Origin of the sequence: Streptomyces paludis (assembly GCF_003344965.1) — a bacterium.
GTDB classification, from domain to species: domain Bacteria; phylum Actinomycetota; class Actinomycetes; order Streptomycetales; family Streptomycetaceae; genus Streptomyces; species Streptomyces paludis.
Genome location: NZ_CP031194.1, coordinates 6,833,707 through 6,850,038 on the forward strand (window position 1 = coordinate 6,833,707; position 16,332 = coordinate 6,850,038).

Annotated in this window: 10 protein-coding genes; 5 read left to right on the plus strand and 5 right to left on the minus strand. The window is 69.9% G+C overall.

Annotation, left to right across the window (positions count from 1 at the left end; all coding sequences use genetic code 11):
* Nucleotides 1-363: 363 nt before the first annotated feature.
* Nucleotides 364-1,779 carry an MFS transporter gene (locus tag DVK44_RS30265; protein WP_114663812.1) on the plus strand — a complete coding sequence of 472 codons (1,416 nt, stop codon included), beginning with the start codon at nt 364-366 and terminating at the stop codon, nt 1,777-1,779.
* A 58-nt stretch (nt 1,780-1,837) separates the two neighbouring features.
* A complete protein-coding gene (locus DVK44_RS30270; protein ID WP_114663813.1) occupies nt 1,838-2,788 on the plus strand; it encodes a fumarylacetoacetate hydrolase family protein in 951 nt (316 codons plus the stop codon).
* Here DVK44_RS30270 and DVK44_RS30275 read toward each other — a convergent pair.
* Nucleotides 2,767-3,570, minus strand: coding sequence for an IclR family transcriptional regulator (locus DVK44_RS30275; RefSeq protein WP_114663814.1), 804 nt, complete (start codon nt 3,568-3,570; stop codon nt 2,767-2,769). The two genes, DVK44_RS30270 and DVK44_RS30275, sit on opposite strands and share 22 nt — an antisense overlap.
* 282 nt (nt 3,571-3,852) lie before the next feature.
* Here DVK44_RS30275 and DVK44_RS30280 point away from each other — a divergent pair, with 282 nt between their 5' ends.
* Genes DVK44_RS30280 through DVK44_RS30290 form a run of 3 tightly spaced genes read left to right on the plus strand, consistent with a single transcriptional unit; the run spans nt 3,853 to nt 6,366 of the window.
* The gene (locus DVK44_RS30280) at nt 3,853-4,587 is read left to right on the plus strand and encodes an RraA family protein (RefSeq protein WP_114663815.1); all 735 of its coding nucleotides are present in this window, start codon (nt 3,853-3,855) and stop codon (nt 4,585-4,587) included.
* Entirely contained in the window at nt 4,584-5,168 is a 585-nt protein-coding gene (locus tag DVK44_RS30285) for a nuclear transport factor 2 family protein (protein ID WP_228447432.1), read from the plus strand. Before DVK44_RS30280 ends, DVK44_RS30285 begins: the two co-directional genes overlap by 4 nt.
* 16 nt (nt 5,169-5,184) lie before the next feature.
* A complete protein-coding gene (locus DVK44_RS30290) occupies nt 5,185-6,366 on the plus strand; it encodes an L-talarate/galactarate dehydratase (protein ID WP_114663816.1) in 1,182 nt (393 codons plus the stop codon).
* Between the two features lie 63 nt (nt 6,367-6,429).
* On the opposite strand, the gene DVK44_RS30295 is transcribed toward DVK44_RS30290, so the two are convergent.
* The 4 genes from DVK44_RS30295 to DVK44_RS30310 are packed head-to-tail and all read right to left on the minus strand — an operon-like array spanning nt 6,430 to nt 16,054.
* Nucleotides 6,430-9,528, minus strand: a complete 3,099-nt coding sequence (locus DVK44_RS30295) for a pPIWI_RE module domain-containing protein (protein WP_114663817.1) — start codon at nt 9,526-9,528, stop codon at nt 6,430-6,432.
* Between the two features lie 44 nt (nt 9,529-9,572).
* Nucleotides 9,573-13,286 (minus strand): pPIWI_RE_Z domain-containing protein, encoded by a 3,714-nt coding sequence (locus tag DVK44_RS30300; protein ID WP_114663818.1) that lies wholly within the window; start codon nt 13,284-13,286, stop codon nt 9,573-9,575.
* On the minus strand, nt 13,279-14,466 hold the full coding sequence (locus DVK44_RS30305; protein WP_114663819.1) for a pPIWI_RE_Y domain-containing protein: 1,188 nt from the start codon (nt 14,464-14,466) through the stop codon (nt 13,279-13,281). The genes DVK44_RS30300 and DVK44_RS30305 overlap by 8 nt, the downstream gene beginning before the upstream one ends.
* Nucleotides 14,459-16,054 carry a PD-(D/E)XK nuclease family protein gene (locus DVK44_RS30310; protein WP_228447433.1) on the minus strand — a complete coding sequence of 532 codons (1,596 nt, stop codon included), beginning with the start codon at nt 16,052-16,054 and terminating at the stop codon, nt 14,459-14,461. The genes DVK44_RS30305 and DVK44_RS30310 overlap by 8 nt, the downstream gene beginning before the upstream one ends.
* Nucleotides 16,055-16,332 lie beyond the last annotated feature (278 nt).

A 16,332-nucleotide genomic window follows, 5' to 3' on the forward strand; every position in this document is an offset into this window, starting at 1 on the left:
GCGGCTCGGGGCGGATCGCCCTGCTGGATCCGGCTGCCCTGCTGGCTCAGGCCGTTCTGGCTGTTCCGGCCGTTCTGATCGTCCGGGTCGTCCCATACCTCACCTCATTGTTCGGTATTTCGGATGACGCACGTGAGGGCGAACGGGACGCGACCGTAGGGGCGTTGGGGCTCCGCGTCAACGACGCGCACACGGGAACCCCTGGCTCTCCGCCCGCTTCCGCGCCGCCGAGTCTTGACACGTCGCGGCGCGAATCCTACGGTACCGAGTGCCGATAAACGGAACTGCATCCCAATGAATGGGACTTCATGGAGCGCCTGACCGTTCGGCTCCTGTCACTGACGACGGAAGAAGTGGCCGCGTATGACCTCGCACGTCAGTAGCCCGGACCTGTCCGGGCAACACCTTCTGAGCGCCACCGGGAAAATACTCCGCCGGGTGGTCCCGCTCTTCGCCATCATGATGATGTGCAATCAGCTCAACCGTTCCAATATCGGCTATGCCCAGTCGCATCTGGAGGCCGATCTCGGTATCGGGGCCGCCGCCTACGGGCTGGGTGCCGGGCTGTTCTTCGTCGCCTACACGCTCTTCGAAGTTCCCAGCAATGCGCTGATGGCCCGGTTCGGCGCCAAGATATGGCTCTCCCGTATCTGTGTGAGCTGGGGAGTGGTCTCCGCCTGCATGCTCTTCGCGCAGGGGGAGTGGAGCTTCTATTTCCTCCGGTTCCTGCTCGGAGTGGCCGAGGCGGGATTCGTGCCGGCCGTTCTCTACTACCTCACCAAATGGCTGCCGAACTCGCACCGGGGCCGGGCCAACGCCCGTTACGCGGTGGGCGCGCTGGTCGCCTTCTCCCTCTCCGGGCCCCTCTCCGGTCCCCTGCTCGCGCTGGACGGGACATGGGGACTGACCGGCTGGCAGTGGATGTTCCTGACGGAGGGTCTGCTCTCCGTCGTGGTCGGGGTTTTCGCCTTCTTCTGGCTCGACTCGAAGATAGAGGAGGCCCGTTGGCTGACCGACGAGGAACGGCGGGCGCTGACGGAGGCCATCGCGGCCGACGACGCGGTCGCCTCGGCCCAGCACGGCGGCGCGCCCGGCGGTCTGTGGTCGGTGGTGCGCGCCCCGAAGGTGCTGCTGCTCTCCTTCATCTACTTCTCGGTCCAGATGTCCATCTACGCGAACACCTTCTGGCTGCCCTCCATCGTCCGCGGTATCAAGGGCACCAATGACATGACGGTCGGGCTGCTCTCCTCCCTGCCGTGGATCTGCGCCATTGTCGCGATGTTCACGCTCGCCCGGATCGGGGACCGCACCGGCCGCCGCAAACCGCTGCTCATCGGCGCGCTGCTGATGGCCGCGGTCGGCTCGTATCTCGCGGCGATCTCCTCGCCCGTGGTCGCTCTCGTGATGCTCTGTGTTGCCGCCATGGGATTCAAGAGCATCAGCCCGATCTTCTGGCCCATTGTGCAGGGGACGATCCATCCGATGGTCATCGGAATGGCCATCGCGCTCATCAACTCCCTGGCGAATCTGGGCGGATTCGTGGCGCCGTACGGATTCGGCCTGGTGCAGGAGCACACCGGCAGTACGGCCTGGGGGCTGATAGCGCTGGCCGCTTTCTCGCTCATCGCCGCGTGCGCGGTGTGTTTCCTCTCCGACGCCCCGGCGGCGACACGGAAAGACGTGCGTACGGATACGGACAAGGGGACGGGGGCGGGTGCCTCGGGACCCCCGCCCTCCGTGCAGGGCGCTCCCTCAGCACATGGCACTCCGTCCCACTGAATAGGATGCCCCCGCCGTACGGTGGCGGGGGCGCCGTCCCTCCCCGGGAGAACCCCTCATGCATCTGGCCACCCTTGTCCACCAGAGCCGTCGCAGGCTCGCCGGCCGGCACGGCCCCGGCCCCGAGTCCGGCCCCGGACACGCCTGGTATCTCGCGCCGCCCGGTGTCACGCTGGAGGACGTCATCGCGGGCGTCGCCCCACCGCCGGATCCGGACGGCGAGCCGGTCACCGACGCCGCCCCCGTCCTGCCGTACCGGCCGGGCACCCTCCACGGAATCGGCCTCAACTACCGTGACACCATCGCGGAGATGGGCTGGGAGACACCGGCCGAGCCCTATCTCTTCCCGAAGCTCGCCTCCAGTGTCATCGGCCCCGGCGAAGCCGTCGTCTTCGACCCGGAGCTGACCCGGCGGGTCGACTGGGAGACGGAACTGGCCGTTGTCATCGGCGCCGAGGCCCGACACGTACCGCGGGCACGGGCGATGGACCATGTCTTCGGCTACACCGTCGCCAACGACATCTCCGCCCGGGACCTCCAGGACCGTGACGGGCAGTGGCTGCGGGGCAAGGGGCTCGACACCTTCTGCCCGCTCGGCCCCGTCGTCGTCACGGCCGACGCGGTCCCGGACCCGCACCGGCTGCGGGTACGGACCCGGGTCAACGGCGAGACCGTCCAGGACGGCACGACCGCCGACATGGTCTTCCGTGTCCCCGAACTCATCGCCCACCTCAGCCGGTTCTTCACACTGCGCCCCGGCGATGTGGTGCTGACCGGGACCCCGGCCGGCTGCGGGGACTTCATGCGGCCCCCGCGCGCCCTGCGCGACGGCGATGTGCTGGAGTCGGAGGTCGAGGGGATCGGACGGCTCGTCAATCCCGTACGGGAGACGGCGGCCGGGCCCGAACCCGAACCCCGCCCCGGTGACCGCGCGGCCGCCGCCCGATCCGGATCCGGCCCGGCAGCGGCGCGGCGCCCGGCGGTCCCTCAGGAGGCGGGCGGCAGATAGCCCAGGTCCGCCGACAGCTCCCGGCACACCTGTGCCACGACCGGACCGTACGTCGCGACGAGCGGCTCCATCCGCTCGGCCACGCCCGCCACACTGATGCAGGCGACCGGCAGACCGGTGTGGTCGTACACGGCGGCTCCACAGCAGCAGCTGGACTCGTCGAACTCCCGCAGATCCGACGACCAGCCGCGCTCGCGGGTCCGCTCGATCTCAGTGTGCAGCTCGGAGACGGTGGCCGCGGTCACCGGCGAGAGCGGCGAGCGGACCAGCTCCATCAGCGTCTCCTCCAGCTTCGGCTGGGGGAGAGCCGCCAGATAGGCGCGGCCCAGGGAGGTGGAGTGCAGCGGCCGGGAGGCCCCCAGCTCCGCCGTCACGGCGGCGGGCCGGGTGCCGCGCTCGCGGTGCACGAACACCATCGTGAGGCCGTTGGGCACACCGAGACTGACGGTCTCCTGGGTGAGATCGGCGAGCTTGCGCAGGGCGGGCGCCGCCGCGTCCCGCAGATTCGTCGAGGCCACCGCCGCCGAGGCCAGCCGCACCGCCGCCGCGCCCAGCCGCCACTGGCCGGCGGCCGGGTCGTGGGCCAGCCAGCCCTGCTCGTGCAACCGGTCGACCAGCCGGTACGCGGTGGAGCGGGTCAGCCCCAGCGCCCGCGCGATCTCCGGTGTCGAGGCGCCGCGCGCCCCGGCCACATGGGTCAGGATCGCGAGCCCCCGGTCCAGCGCCCCGGCCGCCCGCTCGCCCGTACCGCCCGTGCCGTCCGCCCGCTCCGCCTCGCTCATGGTCCCTCTCGGTCTCTCCCGCGCTCCGCGGCCGTACCCGGCCCGGCGGATGAGACTACCGACCCATCAGTGGCGCTGTCACCGGGACTTGTGCGGCTCTGGGACCGCTTGCTACGTTCAATGTACCCAACCAACAAGACTAAGTCCCAATTAATGGGATTACCTGATGCGTCGGGCAATGCAAAAGGAATGCGATGAGGAGTGCGATGAACGACCCGCCCCGCATCAGCGGCCACCCCGACCGAACCCCAGCCCCCTCCCGACGTTCCGAGGTGAGCCCGAATGTCCCCCGCTCATGAGCCCGCGCCCCTCGACCCCCGGGTCCTGGACAAGCTCCGCCGTACCAGCACGGCCACCCTGGCCACCCGGCTCTTCGCGGTCGGACTGCGCCAGCAGTTCCTCGTCGGGCTCTCCCCGCTCAACCCGGATCTGGACGGATTCGTCGGTGAGGCGTTCACCATGCGCTTCATCCCGGCGCGCGAGGATCTCGACACCCTGGAGAGCCTCCCCGGCGAGGACAACCTCCAGTGGCTGGGCGTGGAGAGCCTCGGCCCGGGACACGCGCTGGTGATCGACAGCCGCGGCGACATCTCCGCCGCCTCGGCCGGCGACATGCTCGTCACCCGTGCCCTGCACCGCGGCGCCGCGGCGTTCATCACCGACGGCGCGTTCCGCGACGGCCATGTCCTGCGGACGCTGCCGCTGCCGACGTACGCGCGCGCCATCACCGCGACCACCCGCCTCACCAGCTTCCACGTCGCCGACCTCCAGGTGCCCATCGGCTGTGCGGGGGTCGCCGTGTACCCGGGTGACGTCCTCGTCGGCGACCGGGACGGTGTGATCGTCGTACCCCGCCATCTCGCGCCCCGGATCGCGGACGAGGCCCTCGAACAGGAGGAGCTGGAGGCGTATCTGCACACCCGGGTCCACGCGGGCGAGGCGCTGCTGGGCGGGCTGTACCCGCCGAGCGACGAGACCAAGGAGCAGTACCGCCAGTGGAAGAAGGCCCGAGCATGACCAACGCCCCCGAAGCGACCGAAGCACCTGAAGCGACCGAAGCCCTCGCCGCGCCCCCGGCCCCCGCCGCGACCCCGGCCCCCGCCCCGCCCGCGTACCGGGATCTCGACGAGCCGGGACGCCGCGCGTGGATGGAGGCCGCCATCCGTACGTACTTCGACGGCTGCAACGAGGCCGACACGGCGAAGACGGCCGCCGGCTTCCACCCCGACGCCGTCCACTACTTCCCGCCCGGTCTCGACGGGCCCTGGACCGGCGCCGCCACCATCGCCGCGCACTGGCGCCGGCTCACCCTCACCATCGGCTCCGCCTGGACCATCGACCGGCTGATCACCGACCCCGCCACCCACCAGGCCGTGATCGAGTGGACCCACTACAAGACCGCGCCGGGCGGCTTCCTGCGCGGTGACGAGTGGTACGCCTTCGACCCGGACACCGGCCTGATCACCGAGATCCGCGCCTACTACGCGTCCCGCTCCGACGGCCGCGACCACGTCGAACTCGAAGGCTTCGACTACGGCGCCCGCGGCTACCAGCTGTCCTGCCCCGTCGACCGCCCGCACCCCGACGCCCAGTACTGAACCGAGGAGACACCGCATGACCTCCGCCATCCGCCCGGACCGGTCCAAGCCCTTCGCGAGCGCCCCCGGGGAAGCCTCCCTCGACCGTATCTCCGCCGTGCGCGTCTCGCTCGTACGGCTGCCCCTGCACGCCCCCATCAGCGACGCCAAGGTACTGACGGGCCGTCAGAAGCCGCTCACCGAGATCGCGTTCCTCTTCGCCCGCATCACCACCGAGGGCGGCCACGAGGGGATCGGCTTCGGCTACTCCAAGCGCGCCGGCGGACCCGGCCTCTACGCCCACGCCCGGGAGATCGCGCCCGAACTCATCGGCGAGGACCCCAGCGACACCGGACGCCTGTGGACCAAGCTCGTCTGGGCCGGCGCCTCCATGGGCCGCAGCGGTCTCACCACCCAGGCCGTCGCCGCCTTCGACATCGCGCTCTGGGACCTCAAGGCCCGGCGCGCCGGACTGCCGCTCGCCAAACTGCTGGGCGCCCACCGTGACTCCGTACGCTGCTACAACACGTCCGGCGGCTATCTGTCGATGCCCATCGAGCAGGTACGGGAGAACACCAGCCTCTCCCTGTCGCGCGGTATCGGCGGCATCAAGATCAAGGTCGGCCAGCCGGACACCAAGGAGGACCTGCGCCGCGTCCAGGCCGTCCGTGAGCACATCGGCGACGACGTCCCCCTGATGGTCGACGCCAACCAGCAGTGGGACCGCACCACCGCCGCCCGGATGGGCCGCACACTGGAGGGCTTCGACCTCACCTGGATCGAGGAACCCCTCGACGCGTACGACGCCGAGGGCCACGCCGCCCTCGCCGCCTCGCTCGACACCCCCGTCGCCACCGGCGAGATGCTCACCAGCGTCGCCGAACACACCGGCCTGATCATGACCGACGCCGCCGACTTCATCCAGCCCGACGCCCCCCGCGTCGGCGGCATCACCCCGTTCCTCCAGATCATGGCCCTCGCCGACCACAAGGGCCTGGCCATGGCCCCGCACTTCGCCATGGAGATCCACCTCCACCTCGCCGCCGCCTACCCCCGCGCCACCTGGGTCGAGCACTTCGAGTGGCTGGAGCCGATGTTCAACGAACGCCTCGAACTCCGCGACGGCCACATGACCGTCCCCAGCCGCCCCGGCCTCGGCCTCTCCCTCAGCGACCAGGCCGCCGCCTGGACCTCGGACGAGATCACGGTCACGGGCTGAATCCCACAGGCCGAATCAGGGGAGCCGGTACGGGCCCGGTGGACCTGGGCTCGTACCTCTCCCTCAGAACAGCGGTAGTTGTTCCAGGGGATCGGACTCCGCGACGGCTGAGCCGTCCTCCGCCCGGTCGGGGTCCGGGTCGCCGCCCCCGTCATCGGTCGCTTCCACGTCGCCGCCCGGCACGTCGCCCTCCTCCTCGACGAGCATCGGCAGAACATAAGCCTGGGCGAGGCCCGCGAGATGAAGCGGGAGAGGCAAGGACAGGGCGTCCGGATAATCCGGCGCCTGCCGCAACTGGTGCATGGCCATCGCGAGAGCCTCCGGACTGTCGGCCCCCTCGTGCCCGGCCGGTTCCGGGTGGCAGCCCAGAACGGCGATTTCCACCAGCCCGGGGTTCCAGGCCCCCGTCCCCGCCTGCGAGATCAGATTGCCCTTCTCCGTCACGCGTGCGGCGAGCCGGTCGAGGGAGGGGGAGATGGGAAAGGACTGGGCGCGCTCCGTTGTGCTGTAGAAGACGCGCCCATCGCTGTGAGACCTGCCTTCCACACTGTCGGGCAGCGCCCAGAATCCCGCCGGCAGGCCGTTGGCACCCTTAGGTCCGTCCGTGCCCCACCACTGGGCCGTCTCCCGCCCCGCGCCGCCGCGTACACGTACCAGTCTCAGATCCTCGTCGAGCCGCTCGGCCGGTGCGTGCCCCAGCTTGACCAAGTCACGGACCGCCTGCCCGTCCTGCAGCCAGGGCCAGTGCGACCTGCTGTTCTGGGCATGGGTGATGAGTACGGTCGGCCGTCCCCTCAGGGAGTGCAGCATCCGCTGAAGGAAGCGTGAGGTGACCTGACGTTGCTCCGCCATGTTTGCGCGCCACTGTCGGGAGGTGACCCGGGGCGGGGCGGGTGCCGTACTCGACTCGTTGCGCGGCGAGGGGATGGCGGAGACGGGCTCGCTGTACGCGTCCGCACCGATCTCCGCCTTCTTCACCAGGCCGAGGAGGAAGGCGGGGTACGGAATCCAGTCGCCGAGGTCGTCGTCCCAGCCCTGTACCCGGGCGAGACCGTCGGGGCCCTCAAGCGGGGTCACGAGCACGGCGACGGGCAAATGCCTGGGCAGCCTTGTGGGGCCGTCCTTGCGGCGTTTGACCATCCACAGCGCCGCGTAACGGAGTTCGGCCGGCAGATCTCCACCCCGGGTGTGCTCGGGGAGTACCCGCACACCGAGCTGTCGTAGACCGTCCAGCCACGCGTTGCGCACCCGGTGGCCCAGGTTGTCGGTGTTCTGGATCTTCCAGTCGTTCGACGGGGTGACGGCGAACTGGGTGAGGACGCCGGCGTCCGCACACCCCAGACGCATGGCGAACTTGGGGTCGGTGCCCGCGGCGAAGAAGGTGCTGCGATGAGCGATCTCCACCAGTCCTAGTACGGGCCTTTCCGGCACGGCGCCATCGGACTTCAGATGGCGCAGTACGGCGAGTCGACGGCTGCTGATGGCCGCCGCGATACGTGCTCCCTTGCCCTTGATTTCCGGGTCCGGTGCAAGACTGTCCCCCAACCCGTCCGTCAGTGGAAGGCAGTTCAACCGAAGGTCGAGTTCGGGTGTCCGCCACTCCAGTACGAATGCGCTGCCCGGCCTGGCAGAGTCGAAGGCTCGCTCCAAGGCATCGGGGTCCTCCTCACTGTTCCGGGGCGCACCGCCGTCACCATCGAGGCCCAGCACCTCGCAGAACGCTTCGATGGCCCGGTCCCGCAGTTCCGGGCTCTGCCACAGCAACCGCGCCTCCACGACGGGGAGTCCGGCGCCGGAAGTGTGATGGTCCGGTAGGCCGTCGCGCGCGTCGAGAGCTGACACCGTGGCGAGCGCGGCCCGCCTGGAATGCGCGGCACGGAGCGACTCGGCCTGCTTTGCTTCCTCCCCGCGAGGCTTGGGGCGTCGGTTGGCCGGGGCTGATACGCCGCGGCCGCGCCGGACCAGATCGGGGAGGCGTACGAGACCTTCCGGCAGGGCCTCCTCGGCCCAGGAAGTGATCTCGGACCGCTGGTTGGACATAAGTCCGGTGCCCACCTCGTGCGCTCCCATGTGATTGCTGTGGACCACACAGGCGCGTACGCCAGGGCCGTCACCGATCCAGTCCACAGGTGCACGGAGCAACGCCTCAGGGGACGGAAACCGTTCGTTCAGGCTCAGCCGGTGCAGGATGCCTGCCGGATCATGGTGCAGCCAATCGATTCCGTTCCCCTCGGAGTCCCGCCGTCGCGTCAGCCTGGCCACGGCGTAGCGGTCGCTGGGCGGGGCGCCGGGAAGCCACGGGATGGTGGGCGTGAGATAGACCGAAGTAGCTTGCCGGAAGGGCAGGTTGAGACGGCCGGTGCGCTCCTGTGGGTGCGTGGCCCAGCGCCGCACCCCGCTGTGCAGATGGAGCCGGGGGAGAGGATCGAAGGGGACGGTGTGCAGCGAGATGTTGAGGATGATGGAGAACCACCAGTCCTTGCGCTTGATCCGGCGGCACAGAGGCTGTGACATCAACTCCGCCCCCTGCTGCCTGGGACCGCGCGGTACGGCGCGAAAGCGCAGCTCGCCACCCTCGAAGGGATAAGGCGTAAGCGTCATGATCCGGCGTGCCAGCGCGTCGGTGGCGAGCTGGAACTGGCGGGGGGACGGCACTGCCGTGCTTCCCTTGCTCAGGGACGTCCCCAGCAGGTCCACTTCGGAGACGTCCTGCCATACCGGTAGATCGTCCTGGAGGGCGGCGGCGGTCCGGATCAGCAGGGAGCGGTGTTCGGGATGTTCCTCCACTCCCTTGGGGCCCAGCGTCCGCAGCCACGCGGCCAGCAGTCCGCGCATCGCGGAGTCGGGCAGCGGATGCGCCGAGTCGCGTGGCGCGTACAGCCAGAAGTCTTCCTCCACGGGGGCGTCCTGGCCGAGTGGGGTATGCGGTCTGGGGCGGACGATCAGCTCAGGGGCCAGCGTTTGAAGGACTCCGTCGAGCCTGCGAGTGGGCACGGTTCTGTGCTGGTCGGGGCTGTTTCTGCCGAGGTTGTGGAGGGCGAGCAGCTCCGCGCGCCAGTGCTCCGGGAAGGACAGGGCTCGGTAGTCGGCGGTCCACGGGATCCTGTTCGGCGCTGTATGGGGGACCGACTGGTATGCGGCACGGCGGATGGTTTCGTACATGGTTCTACCTCATGGCGTGGGCGTAGGTGCGCAGGTCGGGCAGTTCAGGAAGGGGTGGTGCCGACATGGAGCCGGTCCAGCGCCTCGTACAGAGGTTGGTAGAGCATCCGGACCAGCGCGGCGTCGGCGGCGGGTATGCCATGACCGTCACGGAAGTAGGGCGCGAGCACCTGCCGAAGCCGCACCAGCAGCCCAGGGTCCTTGAGCCAGGAATGGGCCCGGCCCGTCAGCGGCAACGGCGCTCCGGAAGCGGCGAGCAGGGGCGCGAACGCGGCATCGACGAAGACGACCCTCGCCGGCACACCGCCACGTACCAGACGTCCGATGACCTGCCAGATCGCGACCAGCTGATCCCAGGCGAACGACCACTTCTCGCCGTCCGAGAGGCGGGAGTACATGTACTGCCGCGACAGCAGATGCCGCCACTCGCGGCGAGAGGCGGTCCGGAACGACTTTCCGGCCGCGTCGAGGTGACTCTCCTTGCCCACCATTTCACCGAAGGTGCCCTGCGCGAGACCGGGATGGTCCCGTACGAAGCGGGTGGCCCAGTCATTGATCGCGAAGATGGCCAGAGAGAGGTCGTCGGGGCGTGGATGAGGCCGGACGAGGAAGAAGACCGTACCGAAGGCGGCCACCCGCTCCTCGTTGGGCCGCTGCGGGACGGTGAGAATGTTGTGACCGCGCTCGATCGCGAGCAATGGCGCCACCAGGATCTCCGCGTCCGGATCCTCGGCGAACGAGGCGAGATCGCCGCGTCGCACGACACCGGCCGCCGGGGCACCGTCGGGGTAGGCGGAGTTGTGGCCCGTCAGGCTGACGTCACCCACTGGATCGAGTTCGGCGTCGTCCGCGGCGAGAACCCGGACGCCGGCCTGCCATCGGGGGATGTGGCGTAGCGCCTCGGCAGCGGCCGTGGCCTCGCGATAGCTCCCGACGAGCAGCAGCGCCCGGCGGCGGCGCGCGTCACCGATCTGCGCGAGTTCACGCTGGAGTGGGCTGGTGTCCCCGCCTCGGCCGGGCCTGGCCAACTTGTCGATCATCAGACGCAGTACATCCGGCCGGGTGTCCGGATCCTGCCCGGAGAGCCTGATGGGTCCGCCCTGACTGTCGTAGAGGAACTCGGTGCGGAAGCTCGTGCCCCGGATGGCTTGGAGTGCCCGCTCGTTGGGTTTGAGGACGGCTCGGACAGGCGCCAGGACATGGGCGCGTGTCGAGGTGCCGGCCCAACTGGTGCCCGACATCAGCAGGACATGAGGGCCACGGTGCCCACGCACATGGTCGGCACCGAGATCGGGCAGGTTCAGCAGTAGTTCGCGGCCGACCCCCGCACATCGGAAGAAGCGCAGAGTCCCGATGCAACGCCCTTCTGAGTCACGAGCGTTGGACTGCTCGTCCGGAAGGTACTGGAACCCCAGGACATTGCCCATCGGGGCTTCGGGAACCAGCGGCGCATAGTCGAGCGGAGGACGGCGGGTGAGGTCACCGCCGTCGGTGTCCAGATGGAGAGCCGCCTCGACCTGGGGCCAGGGAAAGGTGAGTCGGTCGAGCCGCTGATGCAGCACCGCGAGGATCAGTGTGAACTCCAGCCTCCACGCCGCTCGCTCGAACCAGGCTTCCGACCCCCGGACCGAATCGGGCTCGGTTGTCTCGTCCTGGTCCGCCGGATCCGTCGATGGATCATGCTCGGCGGTCAGCAGAGCGTCGAGGAACGTACGCACCCGTCTGCGGGTGTTCTTCTCGATCAGGGTGTGCAGCAGGTCATGGGCGAGACGGATCAGTGTGTCCGTTTCCGTGCCGTACGGACCGCGGTCGCCGAGCGGATCGTCACGGAAGGCATCGAGCAGCCGGGTCACCTCCTGGCGGCGCCGGGCGCGGGCGTCGACCGGTGGGCCGAAGGCCGGATCCAGCTCCTCGTCGTCCTCGTACAGTTCCCACTCGTTCTCCACCTGTGCCTCCGCAGCGGAGTCGGAACCGGAGGCGGAGGGGTGCGCCGGGTACCACTCGTGCAGCAGCTTCTCCTGAAGGGTCCAGGCACTGAAGTAGTCGATCTGGGCCCAGTCGCGCAACTTCTTGTCGCTGATGAGCATCGCGTACAGCCGGTTGGTGGCCGCGCTGACCACATCGAGCGAGGCCGACCACCGCTCCACATCGCGATCGGAGAGGGGGAGTCTCCCCTGGCGAGCCAGCTCGGCGATCTCATCGGTCTGGAGCCGGTCCAACCAGGAGTCCGGCCCCTTGGTGACCAGAGTGGCGGACGGGGCGAACATACGATCCAGCGTCATCTGCACACGGTCGACCTCGTCCACGATCATCATGTCGCTCCGCAGACAGGCGAGTTCCAGATACCGCAGACGCTGGGCATTCAATTGCCGCGGTACCGGAGACAGGACGAGGCTCGCCGGATTCGCCACCCAGATCAGCGCGTCGACAAGGTCGCGCGCCACCGAGTGCCGGGGGCAGGCGCTCCACAACGGGCAGGCGTGCACCGGTTCCTGGGGTCCTTCGTCCCCGGCGCCCGCCGCCGGCACTCCGAGGCTGTCGTCCGGAGAGGCGGGCGCGGCGCCACGGGCCCGCAGCAGTGCGAGACCGGCCTGGAGCACCGGCGACTGCGGTTGCGCGGAAGCCTGCCGTACGGGGTGCAGACCGCCGCACGGCGCGTCCGCGTATCGCAGTGGCACGGCGGCTTCGAGGCCGCGTTCCGCGTCCAGCGGACAGGCGGTGCTCAGCAGATCGAACGCACGGTCCTGGTGAGCCAGCAGAGAGGACTCGCCCCGGGCCGAGAGCCGACGGTGCAGCCGCTGGGTGTGCTGCTCCCGAGTGGTGTTCCCCTGGATCGGCGCGGCGCTCAGGCCGAGGGAGCGGAAGATTTCGGTCAGGGTCAGCTGCTCGGCGACATCCCCGACGACGAGCGTGGTACGCAGACCCTTTCGATGGCCCCAGACAGCGATCAGGCTCATCAAGGTGCTCTTTCCGGCACCGACCATTCCCACCAGATGTGTCAGCCCATGGAGAGTGAGGCGATCGGCCTTCTCGAAGGCGATGCCGTCGGACGCGCGCGTGTCCAGCTGGAGGTCCCCGAGGCGCCGCGACCAATTTCCGGGGCGCAGCCCCTTGCGCGACTCCTCCGCGTCCATCCAGCCGGCGGTCTCGGCCAGTTCGGTCAGCGGCACATCGAGGGGCCCGGCGGTCGCGGTCCGCACATCGACGAGGGGATGGCCGACGGCCGGTTCGAGAACCAGGTCCTCCGGCACGGACACGGAGGCGTACCGGCCGCGTTCCAAGAACCGGTGGGAACCGGCTCCGGCCCGGGGCAGCGGGTTCTCACTGAAGTCGGGAACTCTTCCCAGGTGTTTGTCGTAGAGGCCGAAACGGTACGAGGCGACGGGTGGATCCACACGCCGGGCCGGCCCCCCGGCCAACGGCACCCGGTAGCCACGAAGGCGCTCCGGGAGTTCCAGGTACGCGTCGAGACTCTGCTGCCACATACGGCGGCGCCGCAGCGGCCACAGCAGATGGCGTGCGGCCACCAGCGCCAGCTCCTCGGCGGGGCCGGCTGCGATCCCCGCCGCCTGCGCGAAGGGGTAGCCGCCGAGCAGCACCCACACCCCGTCGGCGGCCTGCCCGGGGTCCAGTGTCTCCAGCAGCCGCAGACCCAGCTCCACCTGGCACAGCAGAGCCGGCTTGGTTCCGGCGTGCTCCTGCGGCCAGGGGCGGAACCCCTTGACCAGGTCGCTGTACCAGCCACTTCGGTCACGCATCCGGAGTTCCTTTCCGCGGGTGGTCAAGAGGCGCGATCCGGGCAGTGGCGCCACGTTCGCCACGCAGCCGGGCGGCTGCGGCGGCTGTGAGTTGACTGTCCGTCATGAGCCGCAGGCCGGCCGCCCGGTCGCCGCGCTCCCGTTCGTACGCGGCCAGATAGTCGCCGCGTACCTCCACCCGGAACCGCGGCACCACCCAGCACGCCTCGTCGTAGTAGGGATCGGGGCGTACGGCTTCCGCCTTGCTGCCCAGCAGCCCCGGATGAGCCCAGTCCTTGACGTCGACTGCCCAGACATGGCCGTCGGGGAAGGTGATCCGCAGGTCGTACGCGTCGTAGCCGGGCCACATCTCGACGGTGACGTCCATACGCCGCAGCGTTCGTTCGAGGTCTGTCTCGGCACGCCCGGGGCCGGTGACGAACTGCCGCAGCGGTCGCCTGAGCTGGCGGACCTCACCTGCCTCGTCGACGGGTAGGGGGCGGCCAGGGACAGGGACGCCGTAGTACCTGCACTGGTCCCGCTCGCACCACCAGCCGCCGTCGGCCAGGGGTGTGAGCAGGGTGCGGCAGCGAGCACACGGGGTGTACGCGCCGTCGCGGACGAGGCCGGCCGGCACGGCGGCGTAGATCTCGTCGAGAAGCGCCCGCACCGGATCCAGATAGAGATCGGTGGTGATGTCGAACCAGTCGGCGCTGGTCAGCACGGGACGCTCGACCAGAAGCCGGCGGAACGCGGTGTACGACTCGGGTGAGGAAGCGTCGCGGCACGCGCGCATCGCCTCACCGATGACAAGCCGGTCGTACTGCCGCGCGGCGCTGTCGCCGCGCTCGTGCACGGCCCATTCGTGACAGAGCTGGCTCGGCGCACCCGAGGCCGGGTCGATCAGCCGGTCGTTCTCACCGAACACATCGGGGGGCAGTCGATCGAGTGGCCAGCCACCGACGGCCCGCGTCCGGCACCAGCGCAGCAGATCCGGCAGGCTCGCCGGTGGCCGGGCGCCATTGCGCAGACACGCCAGTACGACGCGGTCCAGAGCTTGCTGCGCCTCCGCGGGATAGGGAAGGGTGAACGAATCGAGTCCGGAGACATCGGCCAGCCGGACGACGGCTGTGGCGACACTGCGCAGCAGACGGACATCGGGGTTGGCGAGCCAGTCGGTGACGGGCGGTGCGTCAGACATGTGCGGTCCCCTCGGGCTCGGGGACGGTCGCCGCCGCGGGCGCGGCCGTCGGTTCGGACATCGGTTCGTGCGTCGCGTTCGCGGCGACATGGTCCGTGCCCGCCAGGCACCATCGCCGCGCGTCGCAGTCGTGACAGTGCCGTCCGGTCCGCGGCTCGTATGCCGTGTCGTGGAGCAGCGGCTGCGCCAGATCGGCGATCACTTCACGCGCCTCCTCCACCACCTCGGGTCTGCCGGGATCGATGGATTCCAGGGCGGCGTCCGTCGCGTTCAGCAACTCGAACTCCACCCGGGTGCGTGCGGGATCACCCCCCACCGCGCCGGCCGCCAGCAGGAGCACTCCCAGGGCCAGTTGCGGGTACTGACGCATGAGCGGCCTGCCTTCCCACAGAGCGCGGGCGGAGGTCTTGGTCTCCCGCCAGATCCAGTGGCCGGAGCGGGTGTACAACAGATCGGGGACGGCGAGTACCACGACATCCAGCTCGGGCACGTAGCCCGTCACCTGATGCTGCGTGAGGACTTGCTCGGTCTCTCCGAGCCTGTCCAGTGGGCACAGTCTGCGGTGCTCGTCGAGCATCCCCGCGGCCTCCCGCGCCGACTCACCTTCCAGCCGGTGCCCGTCGGCCGACCAGGTGTCCCGATCCGGATGCGGCGGCAGATCGCGGCAGCCTCGCGGTAGTCGCGTGGCGTGGGCCTGGTTCAGCCAGGCGTCCACGGCGCGCCCGCGCCCGGCCCCTGGGCCTTCGGACGCCAAGGAGGTCAGGCCGAGCCGGCGTGTGAGGTGGTATTTGGCGGGGCACTCGCCATGGACCCGCAGATCCCATGCGGAGACGGAACGTCGGGGCCGCGGTGGTACGACGGGCGTTCCGCCCCACAGGCCGGGGGTTCTGGGCAGGGCGTCGCAGTCTCCGATGACCTTGCAGGAGACGCAGCTGGGTCCCGGCGCGGTGGCTGTTCCCGTGGCGGCCCGGTGGAAGGCCGGCGCGGCGTACGTGGTGAAGTGCGTCCGTACCTCCTCGCGGCCCCAGTCCAGCAGCGGTGCCGCGACCCCGTCCGCGCACCCGAACCCGAACACCCGTACCCGGTCAGGCAGTCCGGACCCGCCCGGAGCCTCGGGATACGGCTTTCCGTACCGGGGGCGCCGGCATGCCTCGCCGTTTGCCAGTACGTGTGCCAGCGCGCCTTTTTCGGCCTTCGGTCTTTCGTGCCTGGCCCGGCCGAAGGACGGCAGCCACAGATCGCGCAGCGTTCCGTCCGCCGACGCGTACCGGCGGCCCCACGCCGTGTGCTCGTACTGCCGTGCTCCACGCCCGTCGGGCATGCCGGAGATGGGGGTACGGGCCATCCACTCCAGCCGCTCGGGCTCGGTCCCGGGCAGTCCGGCGGCCCTTGCGGCCCGTTGCTCCTCGGCACGGGCGAGGACAAAGCGCTCCACGGCCTCGGCTGTCCAGCGCAACAGTGCCGGATCCGCGGGCGCCTTTCCCCGGCGTCCGAAAGTTCCCCGGGTGAGGGAGAGTTGCTCGATCGTCCTCTCCAGAGGCCATTTCTGGTGTTCCATGGCATCCAGGGCCGCCATGAAGGGCCCCATTCCGAACTCCTCGCGTGGATTGGCTCGGAAGGAAGTGGACGGGATCGCCGGAACGAGCGGGCGTACGGCCGCGTGTACGGCGGCGGGGCAGTGGCGCGGGGACGGCCGGGTGACGGTGCTGCTCACCCTGATGAGCCAGCGCGGGTCGTGCGGAGTGCGGGGAGTTGTCGGCGGATTGGGCATTTCCACCCCCGGGGGATAGGGCATGGCGGACAGGGCCGTGCTTTTCCGGATACGCCTCGGATGACCGGGGCGCACCCCAGCATGGCACATGTCTG

Bases quoted from the DNA above. Each gene is read 5' to 3' on its own strand.
- DVK44_RS30270 (WP_114663813.1), top strand. From the start codon at position 1,838: ATGCATCTGGCCACCCTTGTCCACCAGAGCCGTCGCAGGCTCGCCGGC.
- DVK44_RS30285 (WP_228447432.1), top strand. From the start codon at position 4,584: ATGACCAACGCCCCCGAAGCGACCGAAGCACCTGAAGCGACCGAAGCC.
- DVK44_RS30310 (WP_228447433.1), bottom strand. From the start codon at position 16,054: ATGGGGCCCTTCATGGCGGCCCTGGATGCCATGGAACACCAGAAATGG.
- DVK44_RS30295 (WP_114663817.1), bottom strand. From the start codon at position 9,528: ATGTACGAAACCATCCGCCGTGCCGCATACCAGTCGGTCCCCCATACA.
- DVK44_RS30280 (WP_114663815.1), top strand. From the start codon at position 3,853: ATGTCCCCCGCTCATGAGCCCGCGCCCCTCGACCCCCGGGTCCTGGAC.
- DVK44_RS30275 (WP_114663814.1), bottom strand. From the start codon at position 3,570: ATGAGCGAGGCGGAGCGGGCGGACGGCACGGGCGGTACGGGCGAGCGG.
- DVK44_RS30305 (WP_114663819.1), bottom strand. From the start codon at position 14,466: ATGTCTGACGCACCGCCCGTCACCGACTGGCTCGCCAACCCCGATGTC.
- DVK44_RS30300 (WP_114663818.1), bottom strand. From the start codon at position 13,286: ATGCGTGACCGAAGTGGCTGGTACAGCGACCTGGTCAAGGGGTTCCGC.
- DVK44_RS30290 (WP_114663816.1), top strand. From the start codon at position 5,185: ATGACCTCCGCCATCCGCCCGGACCGGTCCAAGCCCTTCGCGAGCGCC.
- DVK44_RS30265 (WP_114663812.1), top strand. From the start codon at position 364: ATGACCTCGCACGTCAGTAGCCCGGACCTGTCCGGGCAACACCTTCTG.